This window comes from Microbispora sp. NPDC088329, from assembly GCF_040685655.1.
Lineage (GTDB): Bacteria > Actinomycetota > Actinomycetes > Streptosporangiales > Streptosporangiaceae > Microbispora.
Genome location: NZ_JBFBIP010000001.1, coordinates 149959 through 173698 on the forward strand (window position 1 = coordinate 149959; position 23740 = coordinate 173698).

Below are 23740 nucleotides of genomic sequence, written 5' to 3' on the forward strand. Positions count from 1 at the left end.
AGATCGTGGGGCAAATAACTTGGAGAGTTCCTTTACTTGAATCATTCAAGTTTGCTGTTAACGTGGGGGTGTGGACGACGCAGGCCTCCTTCGTCATGCCGGACTGCGGGTGACCGCGGCCCGGCTCGCGATCATGCGGGCCGTGAGCGAGGGCGACCACCTCGACGTGGAAGCCATCCATCGCGGTGTGTGCGAACGCGTTGGTCAGGTGTCCTTGCAAGCCGTCTACGACTCGCTGAACGCGTTGCAGCGCGGCGGGCTCGTCCGCCGCATCGAGCCCGCGGGCAGCCCGACGCGGTACGAGACGCGGGTGGGCGACAACCACCACCACCTCGTCTGCCGCCGCTGCGGAAAAGTGACGGACGTCGACTGCGCGGTGGGACACGCCCCCTGCCTGGAGCCGGCGTCGGACGCCGGCTACCTGGTGGACGAGGCGGACGTCATCTACTGGGGCCTGTGCCCCCCATGCCGGGCCGAGGCCGGCGGCGTCCCGTCCGACTCCGCCCGTGTCTGAGCCTCATGTCCCTGCTTTCCGTCTTTCCACGCATGAAGTGACCTCGAGTGAAGTGACCCCGGAGGACAGCCCCATGACCGACAGGCCGATCACCACCACCGCCGCCGGGATCCCCGCTCCCAGCGACGAGTTCTCGCTGTCCGTCGGCCCCAACGGGCCGCTGCTGCTGCAGGACCACTACCTGATCCAGAAGATGGCCCACTTCAACCGGGAGCGGGTCCCCGAGCGCGTGGTGCACGCCAAGGGCGGCGGCGCGTACGGCGTGCTGCAGGTCACCGAGGACGTCAGCCAGTACACCAAGGCCGGGCTCTTCCAGAAGGGCAAGGAGACCGAGCTCTTCCTGCGGTTCTCCACCGTGGCCGGCGAGCTGGGCAGCGCCGACACCGCGCGCGACCCACGCGGCTTCGCGATCAAGTTCTACACGGAGGACGGCAACTACGACATCGTCGGCAACAACACGCCGATCTTCTTCATCCGCGACCCGCAGAAGTTCTCCGACTTCATCCACACGCAGAAGCGCCGCGCCGACAACCACCTGCACGACCACAACCTGCAGTGGGACTTCTGGACGCTGTCGCCCGAGTCGGCCCACCAGGTGTCGTTCCTCATGACCGACCGCGGGACGCCGCGCACCTGGCGGCACATGCACGGCTTCGGGTCGCACACCTTCCTCTGGTACAACGCGGCGGGCGAGAAGTTCTGGGTCAAGTACCACTTCAAGACCGAGCAGGGCATCGAGAACTTCACCGACGCCGAGGCCAGGGCGATGACCGCGGAGGACCCGGACTTCCACATCCGCGACCTGTCCGCCGCCATCAGGAACGGCGATCATCCGGCGTGGAAGGTCAACGTCCAGATCATGCCGTTCGAGGAGGCGGCGGACTACCGGTTCAACCCGTTCGACCTCACCAAGGTCTGGCCGCACTCCGACTACCCGGAGATCACGATCGGCCGGTTCGTGCTGAACCGCAACCCGGAGAACTACTTCGCCGAGGTCGAGCAGGCCGCTTTCGAGCCCGCCAACCTGGTGCCGGGCATCGGCGCGTCCCCGGACAAGATGCTCCAGGGCAGGCTGTTCTCCTACCCGGACACCCACCGCTACCGCATCGGCGCCAACTACCTGCAGCTTCCGGTGAACCGGCCCAAGTCGCCCGTCCACAGCTACAACAAGGACGGCGCCATGGCGTTCACCAACCCGGGCGACCCGTTGTACGCGCCGAACTCCTTCGGCGGCCCGGCCGCCGACCCCTCGCTCTACGAGGGCGAGAACTACCAGGTCGCCGGTGAGATCATCCGGAGCGCCTACGTGCGGCACCGCGAGGACGACGACTTCGCCCAGCCGCGCGCGCTGTGGGAGAACGTGCTCTCTGACGTCGACCGCGACCACATGGTGGGCAACATCGTCGGACACGCCTCGGCTCCCGAGGTCACCGGCGACATGAAGAGGCGCGTGGTCGAATACTGGACCAACGTCCACAAGGACCTCGGCCAGCGCGTCGCCCAGGGGCTCGGCGTCCTCTGACCCCCTTCCCCTCACGTACGGCTCGCGCCCGATTCCGGGCGCGGGCCGTACGCGCGTTCCGCGAGCTGTCTGCCGGCGCCCTTCGCGGGCGGTTCCCCCGACGGGGCTCGTTGATGGTCCGTATGGCTAAAGGTCGAACTCGCCGTCCTTCACGCCGCCGATGAACGCGTCCCATTCAGCGGGGGTGAAGATGAGCGCGGGGCCGTCCTGGTTCTTGCTGTCGCGAACGCCTACGTGACCGTCCGGCAGGACGGCCACTTCCACACACGCGCAGTTGTTGGCGCTCCGGCTGCTCTTCCACCAGGCGGCACCGGACAGATCGATCGAGTTCATGGACAATTAATCTCTCCCCCCGGAAATCAATCGCGTGTGGTTTCCGGGGCGGTCTAGAGCTGGCTATCGCAGCACCTTGACAGGGCGTGACAGCCTCGGAGCGCTCGCCGAGGAGCAAGCGCCCGTGAGGTCCGCGACTGTTTGACACCATGAGGGTTGTCAGTTATCGCACTATTGGCAGAGAACTCTGGCTAACCGCACTCTTCAGCAAGACAATCACAGGTGACACAATCGGGGGATGCCAGGGAAACATCCTTTGAAGGGCAAGAACAGGCCACGCCTTCCCCTCCTCGTCATGTCATCCGTCGTCATCTGCGGGCTGCTGACGACTGCGATTTCCCCCCTCATCCTCCAGCAGATCACTGACGGCACGTACCTCGATTGGCTCAGACTCAGTGCAAGCGACTCTTCTGGCAGCTAGTCGAGGAAGAATATGAGGAGGCCGGCCGCATCGGCCCACCACCGCCAGCAACTTCGCCACTGGCTTCAGCAAGGCTCATCAAGAGGTCCGCTCCTGTGCTTGGAACCTGCGCTGGAGCGGTCACTATAGGAGCACTGGGTAGCTTCCTACTAGGAAGACGAAGGGCGAGGGCCTGAGTCGGTGGACGACCCCGGCCCTCTGCCCGGCGAAGGTGCTTAGAGGTCGAACTCGCCGTCCTTAACGCCGCCGATGAACGCGTCCCATTCAGCGGGGGTAAAGATGAGCGCGGGCCCGTCCTGATTCTTGCTGTCACGCACACCGACATGGCCGCCGGGCAGTACGGCTACTTCCACACACTGGCAGTTATTAGAGCTCCGGCTGCTCTTCCACCAGGCGGCACCGGACAGATCGATCGAGTTCATGGACAATTTATCTCTCCCCCCGGAAATCGATCGCGTGTGGTTTCCGGGGCGGTCTAGAGCTGGCTATCGCCAGTGACGGACAGTTTTCTCCAAGAACCGGCGAGAGTCGTCCACGTCGAGGGCTTTGGTTTCCAGATAGTCGAACGCCACCTCGTACCGGTAGACGATCGTCTCGTCCTCGACCAGACGCCCGCCCAGGAGTGCCTCCAGGTACACGATGTCGTGGAACTCGGGCAGCTTGAGGTGGCAGAACGCCCCGGTGTTGATCGGGTGGTCCGCGTCGAGCGGAAGGATCCGCAACTCGACGTTCGGCAGCTCTGACACCTCGACCAGCCGCCTGAGCTGTTCCCGCATCACCTCGTGATCGCCGAACCTGCGCAGCAGGACCGACTCCTCCAGGACTGCCGAGATCGCCAGCGGGCTCTCCGCCCCGAGAACCGCCTCCTGGCGGGCCATCCGGACGTCGATCCGGCTGCGGACGCCGCCCGGCGCCACAAGGGTGCTCCGCTGTCCGCTCTCCATCATGACTCGGACGTACGCCTCCGTCTGGAACAGACCCGGCACCACCTGGGGTTCCCAGTCGCGTGCCACCGTGGCCTCGGCCTCCAGGCCAAGGAACGTCGTGTATTCCTTGGGCAGGGAGTCGCGGTAATCCTCCCACCAGCCCTTCCGGGTCGCGTCCCGGTGCAGGGCGAGCAGCTCTTGGCGCTGGCGGGAATCTACCATGTAGATCATGAGCAGCGCCTCGACGTCGGTGGTTCTCGGCGAGGTGCGCGCCGTCTCAATCCGGCTGATCTTCGCCGCCGACCAGCCCAGCCGGGCGGCGACCTGGTCGCCCGTCAGATCGGCGCGCTCACGTAACCGGCGCAGCTCCTGCCCCAGCCGCCGCCGGCGGACGGTGGGACTGCCGTGCTGGGGCATCCCGGCCGACCTCCTTCATCCGGTGAATCCGGTGATTCCGGGTGGACGCACGGATGGTGGGCGCGCCCTGGCGGATCGGGCGCGCGGGGATCGGCGCCCTGTCCGAAGATTACCGCGCCCGCTCGTGCAACTTGCACGGTAATTTGCAGCGCATCCGCACAAGATTGTTGCGGATTTCTTTTCGCCAAGTATTGCAGGGCATTCCCCCGTGAGTCACGATCGATACGGGAAGGGTCTTCCGGAGTGTGGGGGCGCCGGCGTCGCCGGCGAAATATTCCGAAACCCGCTTCCCCATCCGGGGCACGCGCCCGGCCAGGGAGTGTCTGAGAAATGCTGCCCGTCGCGAGCGTGAAACCAGGTAGTTGCATCGCGAGTCGGAGGAGGAGCCGATAACAGCGTTATCGGCGACGACAACGTAGCGAGGCGCCGCCTGGGCCACGCGTAGCAGGGCTTGAGGGTTGTCAGGCACGACCCGGGGGCGCCGGCCGCTTCGGATGCGCGTGACAACGGGAGGCATCCGGGCCAGCGGGATTTCGACACTTGGCCGGCGCCGCCGGCGCTCGCACTTCACGAGCAGCGACCACCTATCGGGCCGTTACCTGAATGGGACGCGCCCCCGTACGACGAATTCAGGACTGACGAGATCTCCACTTGGCACCCACCGGAAAGGAGTCTCCCCATGAACCCCCCCGGTGCCGCCTGGTTATTGCTGATCAGAAGCCGGATGACGATGGCCGATCTCGCGTTGTGCGCCGACCAGGACAGATGGGCGCGCGAACTGAGATGGACCGTCAGCCGCACCGGCTTCGGCGCCCGCCACTACCGCGACCCCCGCTTCGACCTCGTACGCGAACTCGAGGAGGTCGGCCGCCTCTTCACCGTCTGACGTACGCTCTCCTCCTCGCCGTCCGACGCTCCGCGAGAATCTCGCAGGTTCGCCATAGGTTCCGGGGTGGGCGCGCATCTGAGCGGCGCGGAGCTGCGCGCGATGGCGGAGGCTGCCGAGCCGGTGAACCCCCAGGCGCTGACCGCGCGTGCCGTACGCGGGTCGGGGCGGCGCCGCCTCACCTGGTCGCCGGCGGGCGCCGTGGTCGCCGCCGCCTGCGTCGCGGGCCCGCTGGTCGTGGTCACGGGAGGGCCGGGAACGACCGTGGCGACACCGGTCGAGGAACTGCCCGCCAACACTCCGGCGCAGTTGCGGCTGGTGCGGGAGTGCATGCCCGCCGGCGGCCCTGTGCACAGCATGGACAGCCACCTCCGCATGCCCGGGCAGGGCGACGTACGGGATTTCCGGGTGCTGGTGGAATACCACGACGCGGTCGGCTCGACGGCGCTCACCGGCAGCCTCAAGGGCTTCGTGCTGTGCGCCCCGCAGAAGTACCCGCAGTTCGCCGACCGGACGGTGTTCCACTGTTGGAGCATCGCCAAGCGCGGTTCCCTGACCGTGGACTACTACGAAACGCAGACCGACTCGCACACGCAGCGAGACGAAGGCGACTTCCAGACGACACGTTCCGGGTGGTCGCGGGCCGGGTCATGCCCGAGGTGGCCCGCGTGGAGATCGACTGGGCGGACGGACGGCGTGGGGACGCCGCGGTCGCCAACGGCTACTTCGTCGGCAGAGTGCTGGGGCGGAGCAAGGACAGCCGCGTGCTGAACACCCCTCCAGTCACCGTGACCGCGTACGACAGGGCGGGCCGCGTCGCCGGGCGGGAGAGGGGCGTGCGTTTCATGGACCTGATGGCACCCGGCCGAGGATCCCCTACGAGCTGATCGTGACCGGTTAGGCTTGCGCGGGTGACGACCGCGCTCATTCACGAACGGCTGCAGTCCCAGCTCGCCTTCCACACGGAAATCGACAAGCTCAAGCGTGTCATCCGCCGGAACACGCTGATCGACGGCTCACGCCGGGAGAACGACGCCGAGCACTCCTGGCATCTGGCCATGATGGCGATGACGCTGGCCGAGCACGCGCCTCCGGGAACCGACATGTCCAGGGTGGTCGCGATGCTGCTCGTCCACGACATCGTGGAGATCGACGCCGGCGACACCTTCATCTACGACTCGGTCGCGGTCGAGGGGCAGGCCGACCTCGAACGCGCCGCGGCCGACCGGATCTTCGGGCTGCTTCCCGAGGACCAGGGGACGCGACTGCGGGCCCTGTGGGACGAGTTCGAGGAGCGGCGCACGCCGGAGGCGAGGTTCGCCAGGGCACTCGACCGGCTCGCGCCGATCATCGCCAACCATCACAACGACGGCGGCACGTGGGCGCTGTTCAAGGTGACGGCCCGCCAGGTCATGGAGAAGGTGCGGCTCATCGAGGAGGGCTCTCCCACACTCGGGCAGTACGCCGCGGGGCTCGTCGCCGCCTCGGTCGCCCGGGGTCATCTGGCGCCCTGACGGAAACGGGGGCCCTCTCCGGCCCGAAACTCGCATATACCGTCTCATGCCTGTCCATGTTCACAGCCGTGACGCGGGGGTACGTGATCCCGTGTTAGGGGGCGAAACATGGAAGAGACGACCAGGTCGCGACGTGCGGGCCGGACGGCACGGAGGGTTCCTTCGGCAGAGCTCCTCGACGGGCTCGAGCGGGCCACCTCGCTCGACCGGCCGATCGCCGTCCTCTCGAAGAAGGTCCGCCGCCGCCTCGGCCCCGGCAAGCTCCGGGACGTCCTGCACGGCGTGCCCATCGGGCATCCGCTGCATCCGGCGCTCGCCGTGACGACCTTCGGCTGCTGGCTGTCGGCGAGCGTGGTGGACATGACCAGAACGGGCTCACGCGCGGCCCGGACGCTGATCGTGGCGGGCCTCGGCAGCGCCCTTCCCACAGTGGCGGCCGGGCTCACCGACTGGTCCACCCTCCATCGGGAGCAGCAACGCGTGGGCTTCGTGCACGCCATGACCAACACCGCCGCGGCGCTCTGCTACACGGGCTCTCTTTTCTTACGGCTGACGGGACGCGAACGCGCCGGGCGCACACTGGGGTACGTGGGACTCGCGGCGGCCTCCGCCGGTGCGCACCTCGGCAGCCACATGTCCTACCGCCAGGCGGCCGGGGCCAATCACGCGGAGTCGGTCGGCCACCTCATGCCGCTCGGCTGGCACGATCTGTGCGCGCTCAAGGACCTGCCGAACGGGCGGCCGGTCCGGCGGCGGCTCGGCTACATCGACCTGTTCGTCCTGCGCCTCGGCGACGACGTGAACGTGCTCGCCGACAGCTGCGCCCATCTCGCCGGTCCCCTTCACCAGGGCCGGGTCGCCATGGAGGACGGCGAGGCCTGCATCGTCTGCCCGTGGCACGGCAGCGCCTTCCGCATCTCCGACGGCCGGGTCATGCACGGTCCCGCCACGTCGCGCCAGCCGGCCTTCCAGACCCGGCTGCGGCAGGACGGCGTCGTCCAGGTCCGTCCCGCGGAGTGACCGCACGGTGACCACATCGAAGACCGCATCGGAGTGCGCATCGAAGGCCGTGTCGAAGACCGCGCGGTGACCCTCCGGAAGCGGCGGGCCCCTGCCCGGACCCGGATCAGCCGGTGTCCGGGCCGCGGTCGTCCGCGGGATGTTCGACCAGCGCCAGGACGCGATTGGACATGAACCTCGCGGTGCGGACGGGAGTGCCCGCCCGCGTGACCTCGGTGACCTCGACCACTCCCCGGCCCGTCGTGATCTCGATCCGGCGGCCCGCCCTGGTCGCGACCACCTCGTAGGTGCGCGGGGTTCCCCCCGCATCGATGACGATCTCCACCCGGTCGCCCTTCACAAGGGCAGACATACCCTTTCAGGACAACAACTTCACTATCGCCACGATACCGACGACAACAATGAATCCCCGTAGCAAGGGCGCGGGCAGCCGACGTCCCACCCGGGCGCCGAGGAAGCCGCCGACGGCCGAACCGAGCGCGACCATCAGCACGGCGGCCCAGTCCACCGGCGCGATGAACGAGAACAGCACCGCCGCCGTGGCGTTGACCAGCAGCGACAGCAGGTTCTTGGCCGCGTTCACCCGTTGCAGGTCCTCGTCGAGGAAGCTGCCGAGCAGGCCGATCAGGACGATGCCCTGGGCGGCCCCGAAGTAGCCGCCGTACATGCCGGCGCCGAGGACGCCGAGCCAGAGCCATGGTCCGCCGTGCGGGTGCGGCCTTCGCCGTACGGCCAGCCACTCGTTGATCCTCGGCTGGAACACCACGAGGAGACAGGCGACGGCGATGAGCACCGGGACGATGACCTTGAACGCCTCCGCGGGCAGCCACAGCAGGAGCAGGCCGCCGGCGAACGAGCCGATCACCGACGCGACCCCGAGCCGGATCAGCCGGTCACGCTGGCCCTTGAGCTCGGTGCGGTAGCCGAGCACCCCGGTCACGCCTCCGGGAACGAGCCCGATGTTGTTGGACACGTTCGCGACGATCGGCGGAAAACCGACGGCCAGCATCGTCGGGAACGTGATGAGCGAACCCGATCCCACGACGGCGTTGATGGCCCCGGCCCCGACACCGGCCGCGAAGACCGCGGCCGCCTCCCACGGCGTCACTGGCATCTCTCCCTCGTACGGCTATCCGCCAAGGGTAGGCGCCGGACTCCGCGTGGCGATCAGAGGGGACGGGCGTACCAGCGGCCCTCCTGACCACGGTCGAGGTGCAGCGGCACGCCGAAGGTCGTGGACAGGTTCTGCGGGGTCATCACCGCGTCGATCGGCCCCTGGTCGACGACCGAGCCGTGCCGCAGCAGCAGCACGTGGGTGAATCCGGCCGGGATCTCCTCGACGTGGTGGGTCACCAGGACCATCGTGGGCGACTTCGGGTCCCGGGCCAGCGCGCCGAGGCGGCGTACCAGATCCTCGCGGCCCGCCACGTCGAGGCCCGCCGCCGGCTCGTCGAGCAGCAGCAGCTCCGGGTCCGGCATGAGCGCCCGGGCGATCTGCACCCGCTTGCGCTCGCCCTCCGACAGCGTCCCGAAACGCCGCCGGATCAGATGGGCGCAGCCGAGCTGGTCGATGAGCTCGACGGCGCGGGTGACGTCATGGGAGTCGTACTCCTCCGTCCACCGGCCCAGGATCGCGTACGACGCGGTGAGCACGAGGTCGATGACCTTCTCGTCCGGCGGGATGCGCTCCGACAGGGCCGCGCTGGCCAGGCCGATCCGGGGTCGCAGGTCGAACACGTCCGCCTGGCCGAGCCGCTCGCCGAGGATCTCCACCGAGCCCTCGGACGGGAACAGCAGCGATGCGGCCACCTGGAGCAGCGTCGTCTTTCCCGCGCCGTTGGGCCCGATCACCACCCAGCGCTCGTCCTCGCGGACGCTCCAGTCGATGCCGCGCAACAGAGCGGCGCCGTCCCTGCGGACGGCCACGTCCTGAAGCTGAAGCACCTGACCGCCCATGTGGTCCCCCTCCCGTGGTCACTGAGATAAAACTATTGCAGTCCGACCACATATCGTGGATCGGGTGCACATCGATTCACCGATCTCCGCCACGCTGGTCGCCTGGGGCAATGCCTGGCTCGGGGGACACGTGAGTCTGGAAGGCGCCCTCGACCGCGTCGAGCGCGAGGCCGGGCCACAGGTGGTGGCGGCCGAGGGCGTCGAGACCCCGTTGCTGGCCTTCCTCGTGGACCGGCGGATCGAGGGGCTCCGTGCGTTCCGGCTGGCCCTGCCCGTCCCCGGCGACCCGCTCGGGCTCACCGGCCCGCCCGCCTTCAACGGCGCCGCCGTCGACGCGGGCCAGGCCGCCGTGGCGGTGCTCCCCGGCCGCTGCCTCGGCCTCGTCCCCTCCGCCGATCGGAGGGGCTCGTCGTACTCGGGGGTCCGCTGGGCCGTGGCCGAGGCGTCGGCCGTGCCGCCGGACGTGCCGTCCCTGGCCGAGGCCGAGCAGGCGCTGCGGACCACGATGATGGCCGCCACAGAGGCGCTCCTGGGCGTCGACGGCCCGGCGCAGGGTTTCCCCGCGCCGGACGCGCTCGACCGTGCCGGCGAGGCCCTCGCGCCCGGTTATCCCGGCAGGGCGCACCGGGTCGGCGCCCTCGCCTCCCGGCTGTCGGTCGCGCTCCGCCTCGCCGACGAGCGGGGGCTAACCTCGGGGCAGCTCGCCGCCCGGGGGCAGGCCCTGCGCGACCTCGACCGCGCCGTACGCCGGGCCAGGGTGGCCGCGCACAACGCGATCGTCGAATCCCAGGTCTGATCCCGGTCTGATCCCGGTCTGATCCCGGGTCCGACGCGCGTCCGCACCGGGCTCACCGCTTGGCGGTCGCCTCGCGTACGGCGGGCACGACCTCCTGGGCCCGGCGGGCCAGGAGGGTGGGGTCGGGGGCGCCGTGGTCGGCGGAGAAGAGCGTGAAACCCGTCGCGCCGTGCTCCAGCACGGCTCCGGTCAGCTCCTCGACCCACTGGCCGGCGGAGCCGCCGATCCAGCGGCCGTCGGAGTCGCGGGTGGCGGGCAGCGGCCGGTCGGTGATGCGCCCGGGGAGGTTGAACACCGTGCGGATCTCGCGCGGATCGCGGCCGGCTGCCGCCGCCGCCTCGTCGATGATCGGCCGCGACGTACGGTAACGCTCGCTGAGCCAGTCGGCCGCGTGACCGGGGATCCAGCCGTCGGCCACCCGGCCGGTGGCGGCCAGGGATTTGCGGCCGACCGATCCGGTCCACACGGGCGGCGCGGGCACGGGGGCCGGCTCGATCCGGTTCACCTGGTAGTGCTTGCCGCGATAGGTGACCGGAGGGCCGCCGCCCGACAGCGCCGACGACGACGTCACCATCCTGGCCAGCATGGGAGCGGGCCGGGTCGGCAGGTTGGTGACGTTGGCGAACCCCGCGATGCGCCGGGTGCCGCCGAGGATGAAGCCGAGCGCTGCGTCCCGGGGGTCGATGAGGACGACGTCGGCCTCGGGGTCCAATGCCTTGGCGACCGCGGAGCCACCGTAACCTCCGCCGACGACCACGACCGTACGGCTCATGATTCACGCTCCACAAAAAGGAATTGCAGTTCGTGCTACGAACAATATTAGTTCGTAGCACGAACTTCAACCCTTCCGGGGTTCAGCGCGCGGAGTCCGGCCCCAGGAAGACGGTGGGCACCTTGTTGTCCGTGACGACGCGGCCGAGCAGGGCGGCGAGCGTGTCGCGCTCCGCCGGGGCCAGCCCCGAGGCCAGCTCCTCGACGCGGCGGCAGGTCTCGGTGTAGAACTCGTCGGCCAGTTTGGCGCCCTGCCTGGTGAGCGACACCCGCACCGCACGGGAGTCCTGGGGATCGGGCGTGCGCTGGACCAGTCCGTTGCGCTCGCTGCGGTCCACCAGACCGGTCAGGCTCGACTTGGCCAGGCCGAGCGTCGCGCCCAGCTCGCTCATCCCGTAGGGCTGCGCCATCAGGACGCACAACAACTGGCCCTGCTGCTGGGTGAGGCCATACTCACGGGCGGAATCCGCATACACGGCGTTCACAAGGAACGTGGACCGCACCAGCGCGGCCACCGTCCCGATCTGGCCGTCGGCATTCTTGCTCACCAAAACAGAGTAACCAATTCGCGAAGCGAACTACCGCTTCCGCCGGAAGCAGGCCGAGGGGATCGCTATCGGGGCGGCTGGAGCGGAGCGGCGGCCTGGTCCACGTTGCCGGCCACGCGCCGGAGCAGCCGGATCAGCTGCTCCGTCTCCTCGTCAGTGAGACCGGACAGCGCGTCCCGCTCCCCCTGCAGCAGTGCCTCGCGCACCAGGTCGAGCCGGTCCCGCGCCAGGTCGGTGAGGGAGAAAAGGCTGCCCCGCCGGTCACGGGGATTGCGCTGCCGGCACACCAGGCCGTCACGCTCCATCCGCGACAGCATCTCGGCCATCGTCGGTTGTTCGACCCGCGCCAACCGGGTCAGGTCCTTCTGCGACAGCGGGCCGTCCTCGGCCAGCGTCAGAAGCACCGCGGCGTTCGCCATGCTCAGCCCGATAGGGCGCAGCCGCAGCTCATGGAGGCGGGTCACCTTCCTCGACGAGTGGTTGATCCAGAACGCCGCATAGCGCTCCGGGGCCCACCGTTCCCCCTCGCCCTCCATCGGCGCCTCTTTCCGCTCGACAGGCCGTCCGTCCGGCATGGGGCCCGCGCTTCCGCGCGCGGAGCCGCCCGGCAAAAGGCTACCGACACCGTGCACGTCCGTTGCATAGGCCCCTATGTATCTGTTTACATAGGGGCCTATGCATCAGCTCGACGGATCGGACAAGACATGAAGACCGCCATCGTCAACGCCCTGGTGTTCGACGGCGAGAGGCCGATCGGCCCCGCCGGGGTGCTCGTCGGCGACGGGCGGATCCTCGCCGTGGGAGGGGACATGCCCTCCGACGCCGAGGTCGTCGACGCCGCCGGGGCGACCCTCCTTCCCGGCCTGATCGACGCCCACGTCCACACCAGCGAGGACTCCCTCGCGCTCGCCCTGACGTTCGGCGTGACGACGGAACTCGAGATGCAGGGCGGGCACACGCGGCACAACCGCGCCCACATCGAGGACGACGACACGCTCGCCGACGTCCGCTCCGCCGGCTTCGGCCTCACGGCACCGGGCGGGCATCCCAGCGAGCTGATCCCCGACGACTTCGACATCCGTCCCTTCATCGGGCGCGGCGGCCGGGCGTCCGCCGGGGACGGCGCGCCGGATGACCGGTGGCAGGCAGGCCCTCCCCCGCAACCGCATGTCACCACCCCCGAGGAAGCGGTGGCGTGGATTCCTCGCCTTGTGGCTTCGGGCTCGGACTACATCAAGTTCATGGTCGACGACGGGACCGTCGAAGGGCATCCGGGCCTTCCCACGCTCGACCAGGCGACACTGGACGCCGGCGTCGCCGAGGCCCACCGGCACGGGATGCTCGCCGTCGCCCACGCGCTCACCGCCGACGCCACCCGCATGGCGATCGAGGCGGGCGTGGACGGCCTCGCCCACCTGTTCATGGACCGCCCGCACACCCCCGAGATCATCCGGATGATCGCCGACTCCGGCGCCTTCGTCGTCCCGTGCGTCTGCCTGAACGCCTCACTGATGGGGATGACCGGTGAGGCGCTGGCCGACGACCCGCGGGTGAGCAGGCGTCTCGACGACCGCTGGGACAAGACCCTGCGCGGCAGCTTCAACCGCTACCCGCAGGGCAGACTCGACGACGTGCTGGCGTCCGTGGCGGCCCTGCACGAGGCCGGCGTGGACGTCCTCGTCGGCACCGACACCTCCATTCCCGTGCCGTTCCTCGGCGGGCTGGCCCACGGCGCGAGCGTGCACCACGAACTGGGATACCTCGTCCGCGCCGGTCTCACCCCGTCGGCGGCGCTCCACGCGGCCACCGCCGCCACCGCACGGCGGTTCCGGCTCGACGACCGCGGGCGCATCGCCTCGGGGCTGCGCGCCGACCTCCTCCTGGTCGACGGCGACCCCACCGCGGCCATCGGCGACACCTTGAACATCCGGGCCGTCTGGCGGCGCGGCGCCCGGCTGGCCGGTGAACCCGCGCATGCTCAGGCGAGGCCGTTCCGTACGGCGTAGAGCGCGGCCTGGGTGCGATCCTGCACGCCGAGCTTCATCAGCACGTTGGAGACGTGCGTCTTCACCGTCTTCTCCGCCACCACGAGCTCGCGGGCGATCTCGCGGTTCGAGCGCCCGGCCGCGAGCAGCCGCAGCACCTCGCGTTCGCGGTCGGTGAGGGCGGCGGCCTCGGCCGGTTGGGCGGCGGCGCCGGCCAGCATCGCCTCGGCGGCCTCCGGCGCGAGCAGGACCTGCCCGCCGTGCACCGCCCGGATCGCCTGGACGAGCGCGCCGGGGTCCACGTCCTTGTAGAGGAAGCCCGCCGCGCCCGCCCGCATGGCCGGGGCCACGTCGCCGCGGTCGCTGACCGAGGTAAGGACGAGCACCCGAACGTCCCGGCCGGACAGCTCCGCGAGCGCGCCGAGGCCGTCCAGCACCGGCATCTTCAGGTCGAGCAGCAGCACGTCGGGAGCGAGCGCGGCGGTCATCTCGACGGCCTCGGCGCCGTCGGCCGCCTCCCCCACGACGCTGATGTCCTCCTGGATCTCCAGGAACGTACGCAGGCCCTGCCGTACGACGGGGTGGTCGTCGGCGATGAGCACGCGGATCACGCGGCCACCCCCAGCCGAACGATGAGCATGCGGATCACGCGGGCACCTCCAGTCGTACGGTCGTGCCGCGGCCGGGCGCGGAGGAGACCGTCAGCGTGCCACCGACGGCCTGGGCCCGGTCGCTCATGGACGGCAGCCCCAAGCCGCGCATCCCGGCCCCGGTGAATCCGGCGCTGTCGAACCCGACGCCGTCGTCGTTCACTTCCAGTACGAGCCCGGCCGCGTCGTGGGCGAGCCGTACGCCGATGCGGGCGGCACGGGCGTGCCGTACGGCGTTGTGCAGCGCCTCCTGCGCGACGCGGAGCACGGCGACCTCGATCTCGGGCGCCAGATCGGGGGGCGGCTCCCCCTCGGCGGAGAACGCGACCGTCACGGGGTGCAGGCGGTCGAGCAGGGCCGCCTGCTTGCGCAGGCTCTCCACCAGGCCGTGCCGGTCCAGCTCGGCCGGGCGCAGCTCCACGATCACCGCGCGCAGCTCGGTCAACGCCTCTCCCGCCATCCGTTCGACCCGTTCGATCGCCTCGGCCGCCCGCTCGGGATCCGTACGGGCGAGCGCGGCGGCGGCCCGCGCGGTCAGCCGCAGCGAGAACAGCTTCTGGCTGACGGCGTCGTGCAGCTCGCGGGCCATCCTCGTGCGTTCCTCGACGACCGTGAGCTCACGCCCCCGCTCGTACAGCCGGGCGTTGGTGAGGGCGATGGCGGCGTGCGCCGCGAACAACGTCAGCAAATCCTCGTCGGCCTGGTCGAACCCGCCGGGCCTGCGCTTGTTGGACAGGAAGATGATGCCGAGCACCGTGCCGCCGTCCATGATCGGCACACCCAGGAAGTCCTTGAGGATGGGGTGGGCCTTCGGCCACCACTCGAATCGGGAGTCCTTGCGGATGTCGGCCAGCCGCACCGGCGTCCCCTCGCGGAGCATCGCGCCGAGCATGCCGTGCTGGCGCGGGGTGGGGCCGATGGCGGCCCACTGCTCGTCCGAGATGCCCTCGGCCACGAACTCCGCGAACGCGCCGTCGTCGTCGGGCACGCCGAGCGCGGCGTACTTCGCGTCGAGCAGCCGCGCCGCCGACCGCACGATCACCTGGAGGACCTCGCGGACCGACAGATGCCGGGTGACGGCGAGCACGGCCGAGCTGACCGCGTGCAGCACGGCGTCGCGGTCCCGCGCGTCGTCCTCGGACACGTCGTCCGCGGACGCTTCACCGCCGCGCGCGGGGACGGCCTTTCCGGGCACCGGGACGGCCTTGCCGGCCGCTGTGGAGACGGCCGGCGTGAGCGCGGCACCAGCCGGCTCGGGCGAGGAACGGACCTTTTCTGGCACCGCGTCGGCAGGCTCGGGCACGGACACAGACTAGGACCCGCGCCCGGTGGGCCGCGTCGGCCGCCGGTCCTAGACCCAACTGCCGAGCGACGGCCGGGCCTCGGCCCGATGTGTGCCTGACGTGCCGGTTCCTAGCGTGAGGCACATGAAGCACGCACTCATCACCGGAGCGTCGCGAGGGCTGGGACTGGCTCTCGCCACGGCGCTCGCCGCCGACGGCTGGTCGCTCCTGCTCACCGCGCGTGGCGAGGAGGACCTGATGTCGGCGGCCTTCGACCTCGGCGCCCGGGCCGTTCCCGGAGACGTCGCCGACCCCGCGCACGTGGCCAGGCTCGCCGAGGCCGTGCCCGAGCTGGATCTTCTGGTGAACAACGCGAGCGGGCTCGGGCCCGCCCCGCTGCCCAGGCTCGCCGACTATCCGCTCGACGCGCTGCGCGCGCTGTTCGAGACCAACGTGATCGCGCCGCTCGCGCTGGTGCAGGCGACGTTGCCCGCACTGCGCAAGCGGCGGGGCGCCATCCTCAACATCTCCTCGGACGCGGCGGTGGAGGCCTACGAGGGCTGGGGCGGCTACGGTGCGACCAAGGCCGCCCTCGACCAGGTCTCGAACATCCTCGCCGCCGAGGAGCCCGACGTGGCGGTCTGGTGGGTGGACCCCGGCGAGATGCGCACCCGCATGCTGGCGGACGCCGTAGGCCCGGAGGAGGCGGGGGCGGCGCCTCCGCCGGAAAGCGTGGTCCCGGCGCTGCTGCGCCTCGTGGGCACGCGCCCCGCCCCCGGCCGCTTCACCCGGGGAGAGCTGACATGACCACCCCCGGCCCTCGCCCCGTCACCCGGACCCGGGCCGAAGCACCCGCGACCGTCAGCGTCAGGCCGTACGGGCCGGAAGGGGCGTTCGAGTTCACGCTGAGCACCCCGCTGGAGGCGCACGAACCGCCGGAGGCGCGCGGGCTGCGCCGCGACGAGGTCAGGTTGCTGGTCTCCCGCCGCGACACCGGCGAGATCTCCCACCACATCTTCGCCGACCTGCCGTCGCTGCTGTCCCCCGGCGACCTGCTGGTGGTCAACAACTCCGCCACCCTGCCCGCGGCGGTACGGCTCGACCGGCTGGCGGTCCACTTCTCCGGCCGGCTCGCGTCAGGCGAGTGGCTGGTCGAGCTGCGCCGCCGTACGGCGACGGCGACGGAGCCCTACTCCGGCGCGGCGCCCGGGGAATGGCTGCCGTTGCCGGGAGGGGCCACGCTGCGCCTGCTGGCGCAGGAGACGCCGCGCCTGTGGCGTGCCCGCCTGGATCGCGACGTGCTCGCCTACCTCGCCGCGCACGGCGTGCCCATCCGGTACGGCTACGTGGGACGCGACTGGCCGCTCGCCGACTACCAGACGGTCTTCGGGGTCGAGCCGGGCAGCGCGGAGATGCCCAGCGCCGGCCGGCCGTTCACCCCGGACCTCGTCACCGCCCTGGTCGGCCGGGGGATCGGCGTCGCACCGATCACGCTGCACACCGGGGTCGCGTCCCCGGAGAAGGACGAGCCGCCCTATCCCGAGTGGTTCTCGGTCTCCCCGTGGACGGCACGGCTGGTGAACATCACCCGAGAGCACGGGGGCCGGGTGATCGCCGTCGGCACGACCGTCGTCAGGGCTCTGGAGACGGCGGCGCTGGAGACGGCGGCTCTGGAAACGCCGCTCGACCCGCCGTACTCGGCCACGCAGCCGGAGGCGGCCAGGAACGCGGAGCCGGGAGCGGGCGGGGGCACGGAGCCGGAGGCCGCCAGGGGGACGGTGCGTGCGGTGTCGGGCTGGACCTCGCACGTCGTCACGCCGGCGGAGGGCGTACGGGTGGTGGACGGCCTGATCACGGGCCTGCACGAGCCCCGCTCCAGCCACCTGATGATGCTGTCGGCGATAACCGGGACCGGCGTGCTGGCCCGCTCGTACGAAGCGGCGCTCGATGAGGGCTACCTCTGGCACGAGTTCGGCGACAGCCATCTCATCGTGTGATACGTGATCAAACCGTGATCTCGATCGTCAAGGCTGACCGCATGCGTACCCCCATCGGCAAGCCGACCGCGCTGCTGGCCGTGCCACTGGCCGCGGGCGCGCTGGTCGCCTCCGGCGCGCCCGCCTCCGCCGCGACCACCGCCTCAGCCGCGACCACCGTGTCAGCCGCGACAACGGCGTCCACGTCGTCCACGGCGGCGTCGGCACCCGTCCGCATCCAGGTCAGCTATCCCTACAGCGTCCGTGCCGGGCGTGTGGTCTCGTTCAAGGTCAGGCTCGTCAACAACCTCAGGACCAGGACCGACGAGATCTTCCTCGCGGTCAAGTTCCCCAAGAACGTCACCAAGACCCGTATCTACGTCCCGCACGGCACCAACTACCACGAGCACTGCACGCGGGAGCGGACCCGCGCGCTGTGCGTACTGCCCGGTCTCAAGAAGGGCAAGAGCTACACGTTCTGGGCGAAGGCCCAGGTGAGCGGGTCGGCCCGCGGCAAGCTCTACGGCTACTTCGGCGGCGCGGTCGTCGACACGTCGACGAACACCGACCCCAGGGAGCTGCTCAGCGAGTTCGGCGACAGCATCGGCTGGGTGAAGTCGAAGAGCTCGATCACCCGCTGAGATCCGTCCGTCGTTCACGGCGCCCGCCCGGCCTCTCCGGGCAGGCGCCGACGATCGTGTGACCGCCCCCGTCAGGCCGCCGCGACCTGCTCCGCGGGCTCGAAGAGCCCCGTTCTCACCTGGGCCTCGGCGATCCGCGCCAGCACCGCCCGCGCCTCCGCCCGATGCGCCCGCCCACCGAGCGCGATCGATCCGTTCAGCCGTACGGCGGGGAAGATCGTCACCTCCGCGACGAGGTCCCGGGTCGCGACGATTCGCAGGACGGACGCGAGCAGCGTGTCGTCCCCGACGTACGACGGCCGGGTGGAAAGGGCGGCCCGCTCCGCTGTGTTTTCCTGAACCGCTGTGTTTTCCTGAACCGCTGTGTTTCCCTGAACCCCTGTTTTTCCGTGAACCGCGGTGCCTCCGTGAACCGCGGTGCCTTCGAGGAAACGCAGCGCCACCGGCCGTACGGGCACCCCCGCGTCGAGCGCCGCCTGGAACATCGCGGGCCGGAAGCGGCCCATCCCCCGTCCGCACCACGTGGTGCCTTCGGGAAACGCGGCCACGCTCTCGCCGCCCCGCAGCGCGGCGGTCATGGCCGCGACGACCCCGGGAAGGGCCGACAGCCTGTCCCTGTCGATGAACAGCGCTCCGCCCCCGGCGGCGAGCGTACCGACGATCGGCCACCTGCCCACCTCCGCCTTGGCCAGCGGGCGGCAGGCGAAGGTCGCCGTGATGATGAGCGGGTCGAGCCAGGAGACGTGGTTGCCGACGACCAGGGCGGGCCCGTCCTCCTCGGGCACGGCTCGCGCCCGCGCCGAGCCCCCAAGACAGGAGAACCCGCGGCGCGTCACGATCGTGACGCCGAGGGCCCGCAACAGCAGACGCGACCAGCGCGCCGTGATCGCCCCGCGCCGTGCCGTACGCCCCAGTGTGAGCGCGATCGGCAGACCGGCGAGCAGCACGGCGGCCGCGCCCGTCAGGCGGGCGGCCCGGCGCAGGGGACCGGCCGTACGCGCCTGCGTGCGGAGGCAGACATCCGGCGCGCAGGGAGAGACGGGCAGCCAGGCGGAGGAGGCCGCCGGCGGGTGCGCGACGCCGCTCACCGTGTCCGTCCGAGGAAATGCCGCAGGTAGCGAGGGTCGGCGTCGGCCACCGAGAGCAGCACGAAGAAGTCGGCGGTGCCGAAGTCCGGGTCGTGCGCGGGAGCGCCGCAGATCCACGCGCCGAGACGCAGGTAGCCGCGCAGCAACGGCGGCAGCACGAACCGGTCGGGGCGGGAGATCCCGGCGTCGCGCCAGGGCCGGTGCGGCGTGACTCGATACTCCTGCGGCCCCAACTCGACCCGGTCGACGACCCCGGCGGCCACCGCGCCGCCGTCGTCCAGGGGCACCGAGCAGCAGCCCGCGAGCCAGGAATGCCCGCGGCTGGTCATGTAGTGCGCGATCCCGGCCCACATCAGGGCGACGACCGCCCCGCCGCGATGGTCGGGGTGCACGCACGTACGCCCGGCCTCGACCAGGTCGCCGCGCAGGCCCCGCAGCGCGCCGAGGTCGAACTCGGAGTCGGAGTAGAGCCGGTCGGAACGGCCCGGCGGCAGCAGGCGGTAGGTGCCGACCACCGTGTTCCCCTCGCGGACGAGGAGATGGTCGCAGTACGCGTCGAGCGGTTCGGCGTCGAGTCCGTTCAGGGGGGAGTCGAGCCGGGCGCCCATTTCCCCGGCGAACACCTCATACCGCAGGCGCTGGGCGGCGCGCAGGTCGGCGGCGCTCTCGGCGAGCCCGACGGTGTAGCGGCCGGAGTCGCCGGAACGGCCGGGGCCACCGGAGCCCCCCGGGTCATGGGAGTGCCCGGAGCCAGGAGATTCCAGGGAAACCGTCATGCGCGTCACGTCCTTCCTCGGGATGCGTCGGCAGCGCCGGAGGCACCGGTGGCACCGGTGGCACCGGTGGCACCGGTGGGGCCGGCCCGGCACGGAGCCGGGGGCACCGCACCCGAGAGGAGATCGCGTGCCCGCGCCTCCTCGGGTCCCGGCCTGCTCCGCGGCCCACCACCATGACGACATGCGGAAATGACAGCGGACCCTCAGGGCGGGGGCATGAAGGCGTCCGCATCGTGAACCTCGTGCGCGCTCATGACAAGCCGCACAGTAACCTCAAACAACGTGAACCAGCGCACGCTCCTGATCACGCTGACCGGTCCGGATCGCCCGGGCGTCACCTCGAGGCTGTTCTCCGTGCTGGCCGGGTTTCCGGTCGTCGTGGCCGACGTGGAGCAGGTAGTCATCCGTGGACGCCTCACTTTGGGCGTGCTCGTCGCTTACGCCGGGGGGCCACCGACCGGCACCGGAGGCACGATCGGCGGCCTGTGGACGGCCGTCGAGCAGGTCGCCGCCGACCTCGACATGGACCTGGAGATCGCGACCGGCACGACCTCCAAGGAAAAGCGGCGGCGCGGGCGACTGCACGTCACCGTCCTGGGCGCGCCGCTGTTGCCCGCCGCCATGGCCGGGATCTCCGGCCGGATCGCGGCGAGCGGCGCGAACATCGACAGGATCGAACGGCTGTCGAGCTATCCCGTCACGTGCATAGAGCTGGCCGTGTCCGGCGCCGACCCTCAGGCGTTGCGGGCGGAGCTGGCCGCCGAGGCGGCCGCCCAGCAGGTGGACGTGGCCGTGCAGCGCAGCGGCCTGCACCGCCGCGCAAAGCGCCTCATCGTGATGGACGTCGACTCGACGCTGATCCAGAACGAGGTAATCGAGCTGCTGGCCAAGCACGCCGGTTGCCTGGACGAGGTCGCCCGGGTCACCGACGAGGCCATGCGCGGCGAACTCGACTTCGCCGAGTCGCTGGTCAGGCGGGTCGCACTGCTCGAAGGGCTGTCGGAGGAGGTCTTCGAGAAGGTCGTGAAGGAGGTTGTCCTCACCCCCGGGGCGCGCACGCTGGTGCGGACCCTCAAGCGGCTGGACTACCGTTTCGCGATCGTCAGCGGCGGCTTCACCCAGATCACCGATTCCCTCGTGGCCGACCTCGGCATCGACTACTCGGCCGCCAACACCCTTGAGGTCCTGGACGGCCGGCTCACCGGCCGCGTCGTCGGTGAGATCGTGGACCGGCCGGGCAAGGCCCGCGCCCTGGAGCGCTTCGCGGCCGAGGCGGGGATCCCGCTGAGCCAGACCGTCGCGATCGGCGACGGCGCCAACGACCTCGACATGTTCGCCGCCGCGGGTCTCGGCATCGCCTTCAACGCCAAGCCGATCGTCCGGCAGGCGGCCGACACCGCGGTCAACGTGCCGTACCTCGACTCGATCCTCTACCTGCTCGGCATCTCCCGCGATGAGGTCGAGGCGGCCGACGCCGAGGACGGCATGCCGCCCGCCCTGACCTGAGGGGTCACGACGGCGGGGTGGCGAACGCCCCGGCCGCCGCCGTGCACAGCCGTACGGCGTCGGCGTCCAGCGAGCGCAACGCCTGGTCGACGGCGGCGGTGCGCAGCAGCGCCCGTCCCGAGCCCGGCTCTGTGGCGGCCGTCCCCGGGCTCGGCTCGGTCGCGGCCGTCTCCAGTTCGGTGAGCCGGCGCTCGGCCTGGGCGCCGACCCGCACGGCGTCGTCCGCGAGCCCCCGGCTCACGTCCGCCGCCGGCTCGTACGGCTCCCGCCCCCGCACGGCCTGTGCGGCGGCCCGCAGGTGGCCGGCCACGGCGTCCAGGACGTCGGGGACCGGCCCGGCGCCGGTCGGCTCGTCGCGGAGCACCGAGATCAGCGTCAGAAGGTCGTCGCGGACCCGCTGGGCGGCCTCCAGGGCCTCGTCGACGGCGTCGGGGGCCGTGCCGCCGGGCTCCTTGGCGATGTAGCCGAGCGCCCCGGCGACCATCTCGGCGTCCACCGCGGCCTTCCTGATCCGCTCCTCGGCCCGCTCGGCACCGGTCTTCCCCCGGGCCAGCTGCGCGAGTGTCCGGGCGACGGCCGCGTGGGAGTCGAGCATCCGGCCGAGCCGCTCGGCCAGCCGTTCCGTCTCTCCCCGTGGCCACAGCAGCCGCGCGCACGCGATGGCGATGACGCCGCCGACGACGGTCAGCACGACCCGCGACTCGGCGATCTTCGCGGTCTGCGGCACCTGGAAGTCGAGCAGCAGCAGCACGCACATCGTCATGAACGTCGCCCAGTAGGCCTGGTGGGTCGGGGCCAGTCCGAACGCCAGCGCGGCCGACACCCCGATCAGCGCGACGAGCGACCAGTGACCGGGCGCGACGTTCAGGATGGCGGCCGAGACCAGCCCGCCCGCCGTACTGCCGCCCACCCGCCACCACACCTTCGCGCGCGTCTCGCCGTACGTCGGCTGGATGGTGACCAGCACCGCGATCACCAGCCAGTGCGGGAACGCGGGCTTGAACAGCACGATGACGATCGAGGCGAAGGCGGTGCCGAGCACGACCCGCAGGGCGTGCCGCACGCGCGGGTCGTCGAAGGCGAGCGACGGGGGAGCCGCCAGGGTGGCCATGTCGAGAGCGGGGCCGAGAGCGGGGCCGAGGCCGGGCGCGCACAGGCGGCCGGCCGCCTCGGCGGAGCCGTCGAGCGCCTCCTGGACCCGCCCGGCGCTGTGGGCGATCTGGCGGAGGAGGACGAGCACGACCATCTCACGCTCGCCGCCCGCGACCCGCTCGCGCAGCCGGTCCACCCGGTCGCCGAAGTCCACGACGGACACCTGCTCGGGCGGGCAGTCGGCCAGATACGCCCGCAGTGCCGCGGACATCGAGTCCACGAGGCCGCCGAGCCCCACCTCGTCCGCCGCGCCGGGCGCCCGTCGTGCCAGCGTGTCGCACAGCCCGCGCAACGCGATGATCTCGTGGAACACCCGGCGCAGCGCGATCGCGACGTCCTCGGCCGCCCGTGACCGCTCCCACCGCAGGCGGCGGGCCCGTGCCGTACGGATCTCGGCGATCGCGTCGGAGGCCTTCCTGCGGCGCTCGTCCCACTCGTCCTGCCCCACCGCGGGATCGGCCACCGCCTCGACCAGCCCGGCCAGGGTGTCGGCCGTCTCGCCCAATATCGTGACGATCGGGCGGGTGCGCCGCCACGGCCAGGACAGCGTGAGCAGGACGGCCGCCAGCAGGCCGCCGAGCAGTTGCAGGCCCGTGTGCGGCAGGGGGTCGAGCGGCAGCGGATTGGCCGCGGTCAGCAGCAGCGTGAGCGCCGGGGTGACGCCGATCGGGCGTACCAGGCCGCCGAGCCCGGCCAGGGCCGAGGCGACCAGAACCATGAGCCAGCTGCTCCCCGACAGCAGGATCCCCAGCGACGTCCCCACGCCGACCGACAGCACGACCCCGAACAGGTACGGCGTGCGCACGCCCGCGGGGTTCGCGATGGCCCGCCCCGCGACCAGCCACGCGCCGAGACCGACGGTCGCGCCGCCCGCGGGATGACCGGTGAGCAGGCCCGTGAGCAGCGGGATCACCAGGCAGGCGGCCCCGGTCAGGCCGAAGCCGAGCGCGAGGCGCGGATCCTCCAGCCTCGGCGCCCTGGCGAGCACGACGTTCCTGAGCGGCAGGCGACTCTTACTACCCGCGTTCCCGGGCCGCTATCGGATTCCCCGGGCCTTTC

At 71.0% G+C, this 23740-nt stretch carries 26 protein-coding genes; 12 read left to right on the forward strand and 14 right to left on the reverse strand.

Annotated features, from left to right (window positions below; translation table 11 throughout):
- Window positions 1-70 precede the first annotated feature (70 nt).
- Complete coding sequence (locus AB0O28_RS00795) at window positions 71-514, forward strand: Fur family transcriptional regulator (protein WP_363634806.1); 444 nt, start codon at window positions 71-73, stop codon at window positions 512-514.
- 73 nt (window positions 515-587) lie between these two features.
- The gene (locus AB0O28_RS00800) at window positions 588-2036 is read left to right on the forward strand and encodes a catalase (RefSeq protein ID WP_363634808.1); all 1449 of its coding nucleotides are present in this window, start codon (window positions 588-590) and stop codon (window positions 2034-2036) included.
- Between the two features lie 126 nt (window positions 2037-2162).
- On the opposite strand, the gene AB0O28_RS00805 is transcribed toward AB0O28_RS00800, so the two are convergent.
- From AB0O28_RS00805 to AB0O28_RS00815, 3 genes are all read right to left on the reverse strand, one after another.
- The gene (locus AB0O28_RS00805; RefSeq protein WP_363634810.1) at window positions 2163-2369 is read right to left on the reverse strand and encodes a DUF397 domain-containing protein; all 207 of its coding nucleotides are present in this window, start codon (window positions 2367-2369) and stop codon (window positions 2163-2165) included.
- A 636-nt stretch (window positions 2370-3005) separates the two neighbouring features.
- Entirely contained in the window at window positions 3006-3212 is a 207-nt protein-coding gene (locus AB0O28_RS00810; RefSeq protein WP_363634812.1) for a DUF397 domain-containing protein, read from the reverse strand.
- Window positions 3213-3275: 63 nt separating this feature from the next.
- Window positions 3276-4133 (reverse strand): helix-turn-helix transcriptional regulator, encoded by an 858-nt coding sequence (locus tag AB0O28_RS00815; RefSeq protein WP_363634814.1) that lies wholly within the window; start codon window positions 4131-4133, stop codon window positions 3276-3278.
- A gap of 679 nt (window positions 4134-4812) precedes the next feature.
- Between AB0O28_RS00815 and AB0O28_RS00820 the strand changes: the two genes are divergently transcribed.
- From AB0O28_RS00820 to AB0O28_RS00835, 4 genes are all read left to right on the forward strand, one after another.
- Window positions 4813-5019 carry a hypothetical protein gene (locus tag AB0O28_RS00820; RefSeq protein ID WP_363634816.1) on the forward strand — a complete coding sequence of 69 codons (207 nt, stop codon included), beginning with the start codon at window positions 4813-4815 and terminating at the stop codon, window positions 5017-5019.
- A 66-nt stretch (window positions 5020-5085) separates the two neighbouring features.
- Entirely contained in the window at window positions 5086-5790 is a 705-nt protein-coding gene (locus AB0O28_RS00825; protein WP_363634818.1) for a hypothetical protein, read from the forward strand.
- A gap of 140 nt (window positions 5791-5930) precedes the next feature.
- A complete protein-coding gene (locus AB0O28_RS00830; protein WP_363634820.1) occupies window positions 5931-6533 on the forward strand; it encodes an HD domain-containing protein in 603 nt (200 codons plus the stop codon).
- Between the two features lie 108 nt (window positions 6534-6641).
- On the forward strand, window positions 6642-7553 hold the full coding sequence (locus AB0O28_RS00835; protein ID WP_363634822.1) for a Rieske (2Fe-2S) protein: 912 nt from the start codon (window positions 6642-6644) through the stop codon (window positions 7551-7553).
- Window positions 7554-7659: 106 nt separating this feature from the next.
- Here AB0O28_RS00835 and AB0O28_RS00840 read toward each other — a convergent pair whose 3' ends face one another.
- Genes AB0O28_RS00840 through AB0O28_RS00850 form a run of 3 tightly spaced genes read right to left on the reverse strand, consistent with a single transcriptional unit; the run spans window position 7660 to window position 9509 of the window.
- Window positions 7660-7905: a hypothetical protein gene (locus tag AB0O28_RS00840; protein WP_205830246.1), complete on the reverse strand. Its 246-nt coding sequence runs from the start codon at window positions 7903-7905 to the stop codon at window positions 7660-7662.
- Window positions 7906-7911: 6 nt separating this feature from the next.
- Window positions 7912-8661, reverse strand: a complete 750-nt coding sequence (locus AB0O28_RS00845) for a sulfite exporter TauE/SafE family protein (RefSeq protein WP_363636131.1) — start codon at window positions 8659-8661, stop codon at window positions 7912-7914.
- A 59-nt stretch (window positions 8662-8720) separates the two neighbouring features.
- Window positions 8721-9509 carry an ABC transporter ATP-binding protein gene (locus AB0O28_RS00850; RefSeq protein WP_363634824.1) on the reverse strand — a complete coding sequence of 263 codons (789 nt, stop codon included), beginning with the start codon at window positions 9507-9509 and terminating at the stop codon, window positions 8721-8723.
- 64 nt (window positions 9510-9573) lie between these two features.
- Here AB0O28_RS00850 and AB0O28_RS00855 point away from each other — a divergent pair, with 64 nt between their 5' ends.
- Window positions 9574-10305 carry a hypothetical protein gene (locus tag AB0O28_RS00855; RefSeq protein ID WP_363634826.1) on the forward strand — a complete coding sequence of 244 codons (732 nt, stop codon included), beginning with the start codon at window positions 9574-9576 and terminating at the stop codon, window positions 10303-10305.
- 52 nt (window positions 10306-10357) lie between these two features.
- Here the strand turns inward: AB0O28_RS00855 and AB0O28_RS00860 are convergent, their stop codons facing one another.
- The 3 genes from AB0O28_RS00860 to AB0O28_RS00870 form a co-directional block, all read right to left on the reverse strand.
- Complete coding sequence (locus AB0O28_RS00860; protein WP_363634828.1) at window positions 10358-11077, reverse strand: LLM class flavin-dependent oxidoreductase; 720 nt, start codon at window positions 11075-11077, stop codon at window positions 10358-10360.
- 82 nt (window positions 11078-11159) lie between these two features.
- Window positions 11160-11624 (reverse strand): MarR family transcriptional regulator, encoded by a 465-nt coding sequence (locus AB0O28_RS00865; RefSeq protein ID WP_363634830.1) that lies wholly within the window; start codon window positions 11622-11624, stop codon window positions 11160-11162.
- Window positions 11625-11689: 65 nt separating this feature from the next.
- Window positions 11690-12160: a MarR family transcriptional regulator gene (locus tag AB0O28_RS00870; RefSeq protein ID WP_363634832.1), complete on the reverse strand. Its 471-nt coding sequence runs from the start codon at window positions 12158-12160 to the stop codon at window positions 11690-11692.
- A gap of 168 nt (window positions 12161-12328) precedes the next feature.
- Between AB0O28_RS00870 and AB0O28_RS00875 the strand changes: the two genes are divergently transcribed.
- Complete coding sequence (locus tag AB0O28_RS00875; protein ID WP_363634834.1) at window positions 12329-13630, forward strand: amidohydrolase family protein; 1302 nt, start codon at window positions 12329-12331, stop codon at window positions 13628-13630.
- Here AB0O28_RS00875 and AB0O28_RS00880 read toward each other — a convergent pair.
- Both AB0O28_RS00880 and AB0O28_RS00885 read right to left on the reverse strand, forming a co-directional pair.
- Complete coding sequence (locus AB0O28_RS00880; protein WP_363634836.1) at window positions 13603-14220, reverse strand: response regulator transcription factor; 618 nt, start codon at window positions 14218-14220, stop codon at window positions 13603-13605. The genes AB0O28_RS00875 and AB0O28_RS00880 overlap by 28 nt on opposite strands.
- 34 nt (window positions 14221-14254) lie before the next feature.
- On the reverse strand, window positions 14255-15562 hold the full coding sequence (locus tag AB0O28_RS00885) for a GAF domain-containing sensor histidine kinase (RefSeq protein ID WP_363634838.1): 1308 nt from the start codon (window positions 15560-15562) through the stop codon (window positions 14255-14257).
- A gap of 124 nt (window positions 15563-15686) precedes the next feature.
- Here AB0O28_RS00885 and AB0O28_RS00890 point away from each other — a divergent pair, with 124 nt between their 5' ends.
- From AB0O28_RS00890 to AB0O28_RS00900, 3 genes are read left to right on the forward strand one after another with little or no spacing between them, the layout of a single operon-like run.
- The gene (locus AB0O28_RS00890; RefSeq protein ID WP_363634840.1) at window positions 15687-16349 is read left to right on the forward strand and encodes an SDR family NAD(P)-dependent oxidoreductase; all 663 of its coding nucleotides are present in this window, start codon (window positions 15687-15689) and stop codon (window positions 16347-16349) included.
- Window positions 16346-17539: an S-adenosylmethionine:tRNA ribosyltransferase-isomerase gene (locus AB0O28_RS00895; RefSeq protein WP_363634842.1), complete on the forward strand. Its 1194-nt coding sequence runs from the start codon at window positions 16346-16348 to the stop codon at window positions 17537-17539. The genes AB0O28_RS00890 and AB0O28_RS00895 overlap by 4 nt, the downstream gene beginning before the upstream one ends.
- Before the next feature lie 41 nt (window positions 17540-17580).
- Window positions 17581-18159, forward strand: coding sequence for a hypothetical protein (locus AB0O28_RS00900; protein ID WP_363634844.1), 579 nt, complete (start codon window positions 17581-17583; stop codon window positions 18157-18159).
- A 71-nt stretch (window positions 18160-18230) separates the two neighbouring features.
- Here AB0O28_RS00900 and AB0O28_RS00905 read toward each other — a convergent pair whose 3' ends face one another.
- Together AB0O28_RS00905 and AB0O28_RS00910 are read right to left on the reverse strand one after the other, a co-directional pair.
- Window positions 18231-19247, reverse strand: a complete 1017-nt coding sequence (locus tag AB0O28_RS00905) for a lysophospholipid acyltransferase family protein (RefSeq protein ID WP_363634846.1) — start codon at window positions 19245-19247, stop codon at window positions 18231-18233.
- The gene (locus AB0O28_RS00910; RefSeq protein WP_363634848.1) at window positions 19244-20023 is read right to left on the reverse strand and encodes a GNAT family N-acyltransferase; all 780 of its coding nucleotides are present in this window, start codon (window positions 20021-20023) and stop codon (window positions 19244-19246) included. The genes AB0O28_RS00905 and AB0O28_RS00910 overlap by 4 nt, the downstream gene beginning before the upstream one ends.
- A gap of 282 nt (window positions 20024-20305) precedes the next feature.
- Here AB0O28_RS00910 and serB point away from each other — a divergent pair, with 282 nt between their 5' ends.
- Window positions 20306-21529, forward strand: coding sequence for a phosphoserine phosphatase SerB (gene serB / locus AB0O28_RS00915; protein ID WP_363634850.1), 1224 nt, complete (start codon window positions 20306-20308; stop codon window positions 21527-21529).
- 4 nt (window positions 21530-21533) lie between these two features.
- Here serB and AB0O28_RS00920 read toward each other — a convergent pair whose 3' ends face one another.
- Window positions 21534-23669: an FUSC family protein gene (locus AB0O28_RS00920; protein ID WP_363634852.1), complete on the reverse strand. Its 2136-nt coding sequence runs from the start codon at window positions 23667-23669 to the stop codon at window positions 21534-21536.
- Window positions 23670-23740: the final 71 nt, after the last annotated feature.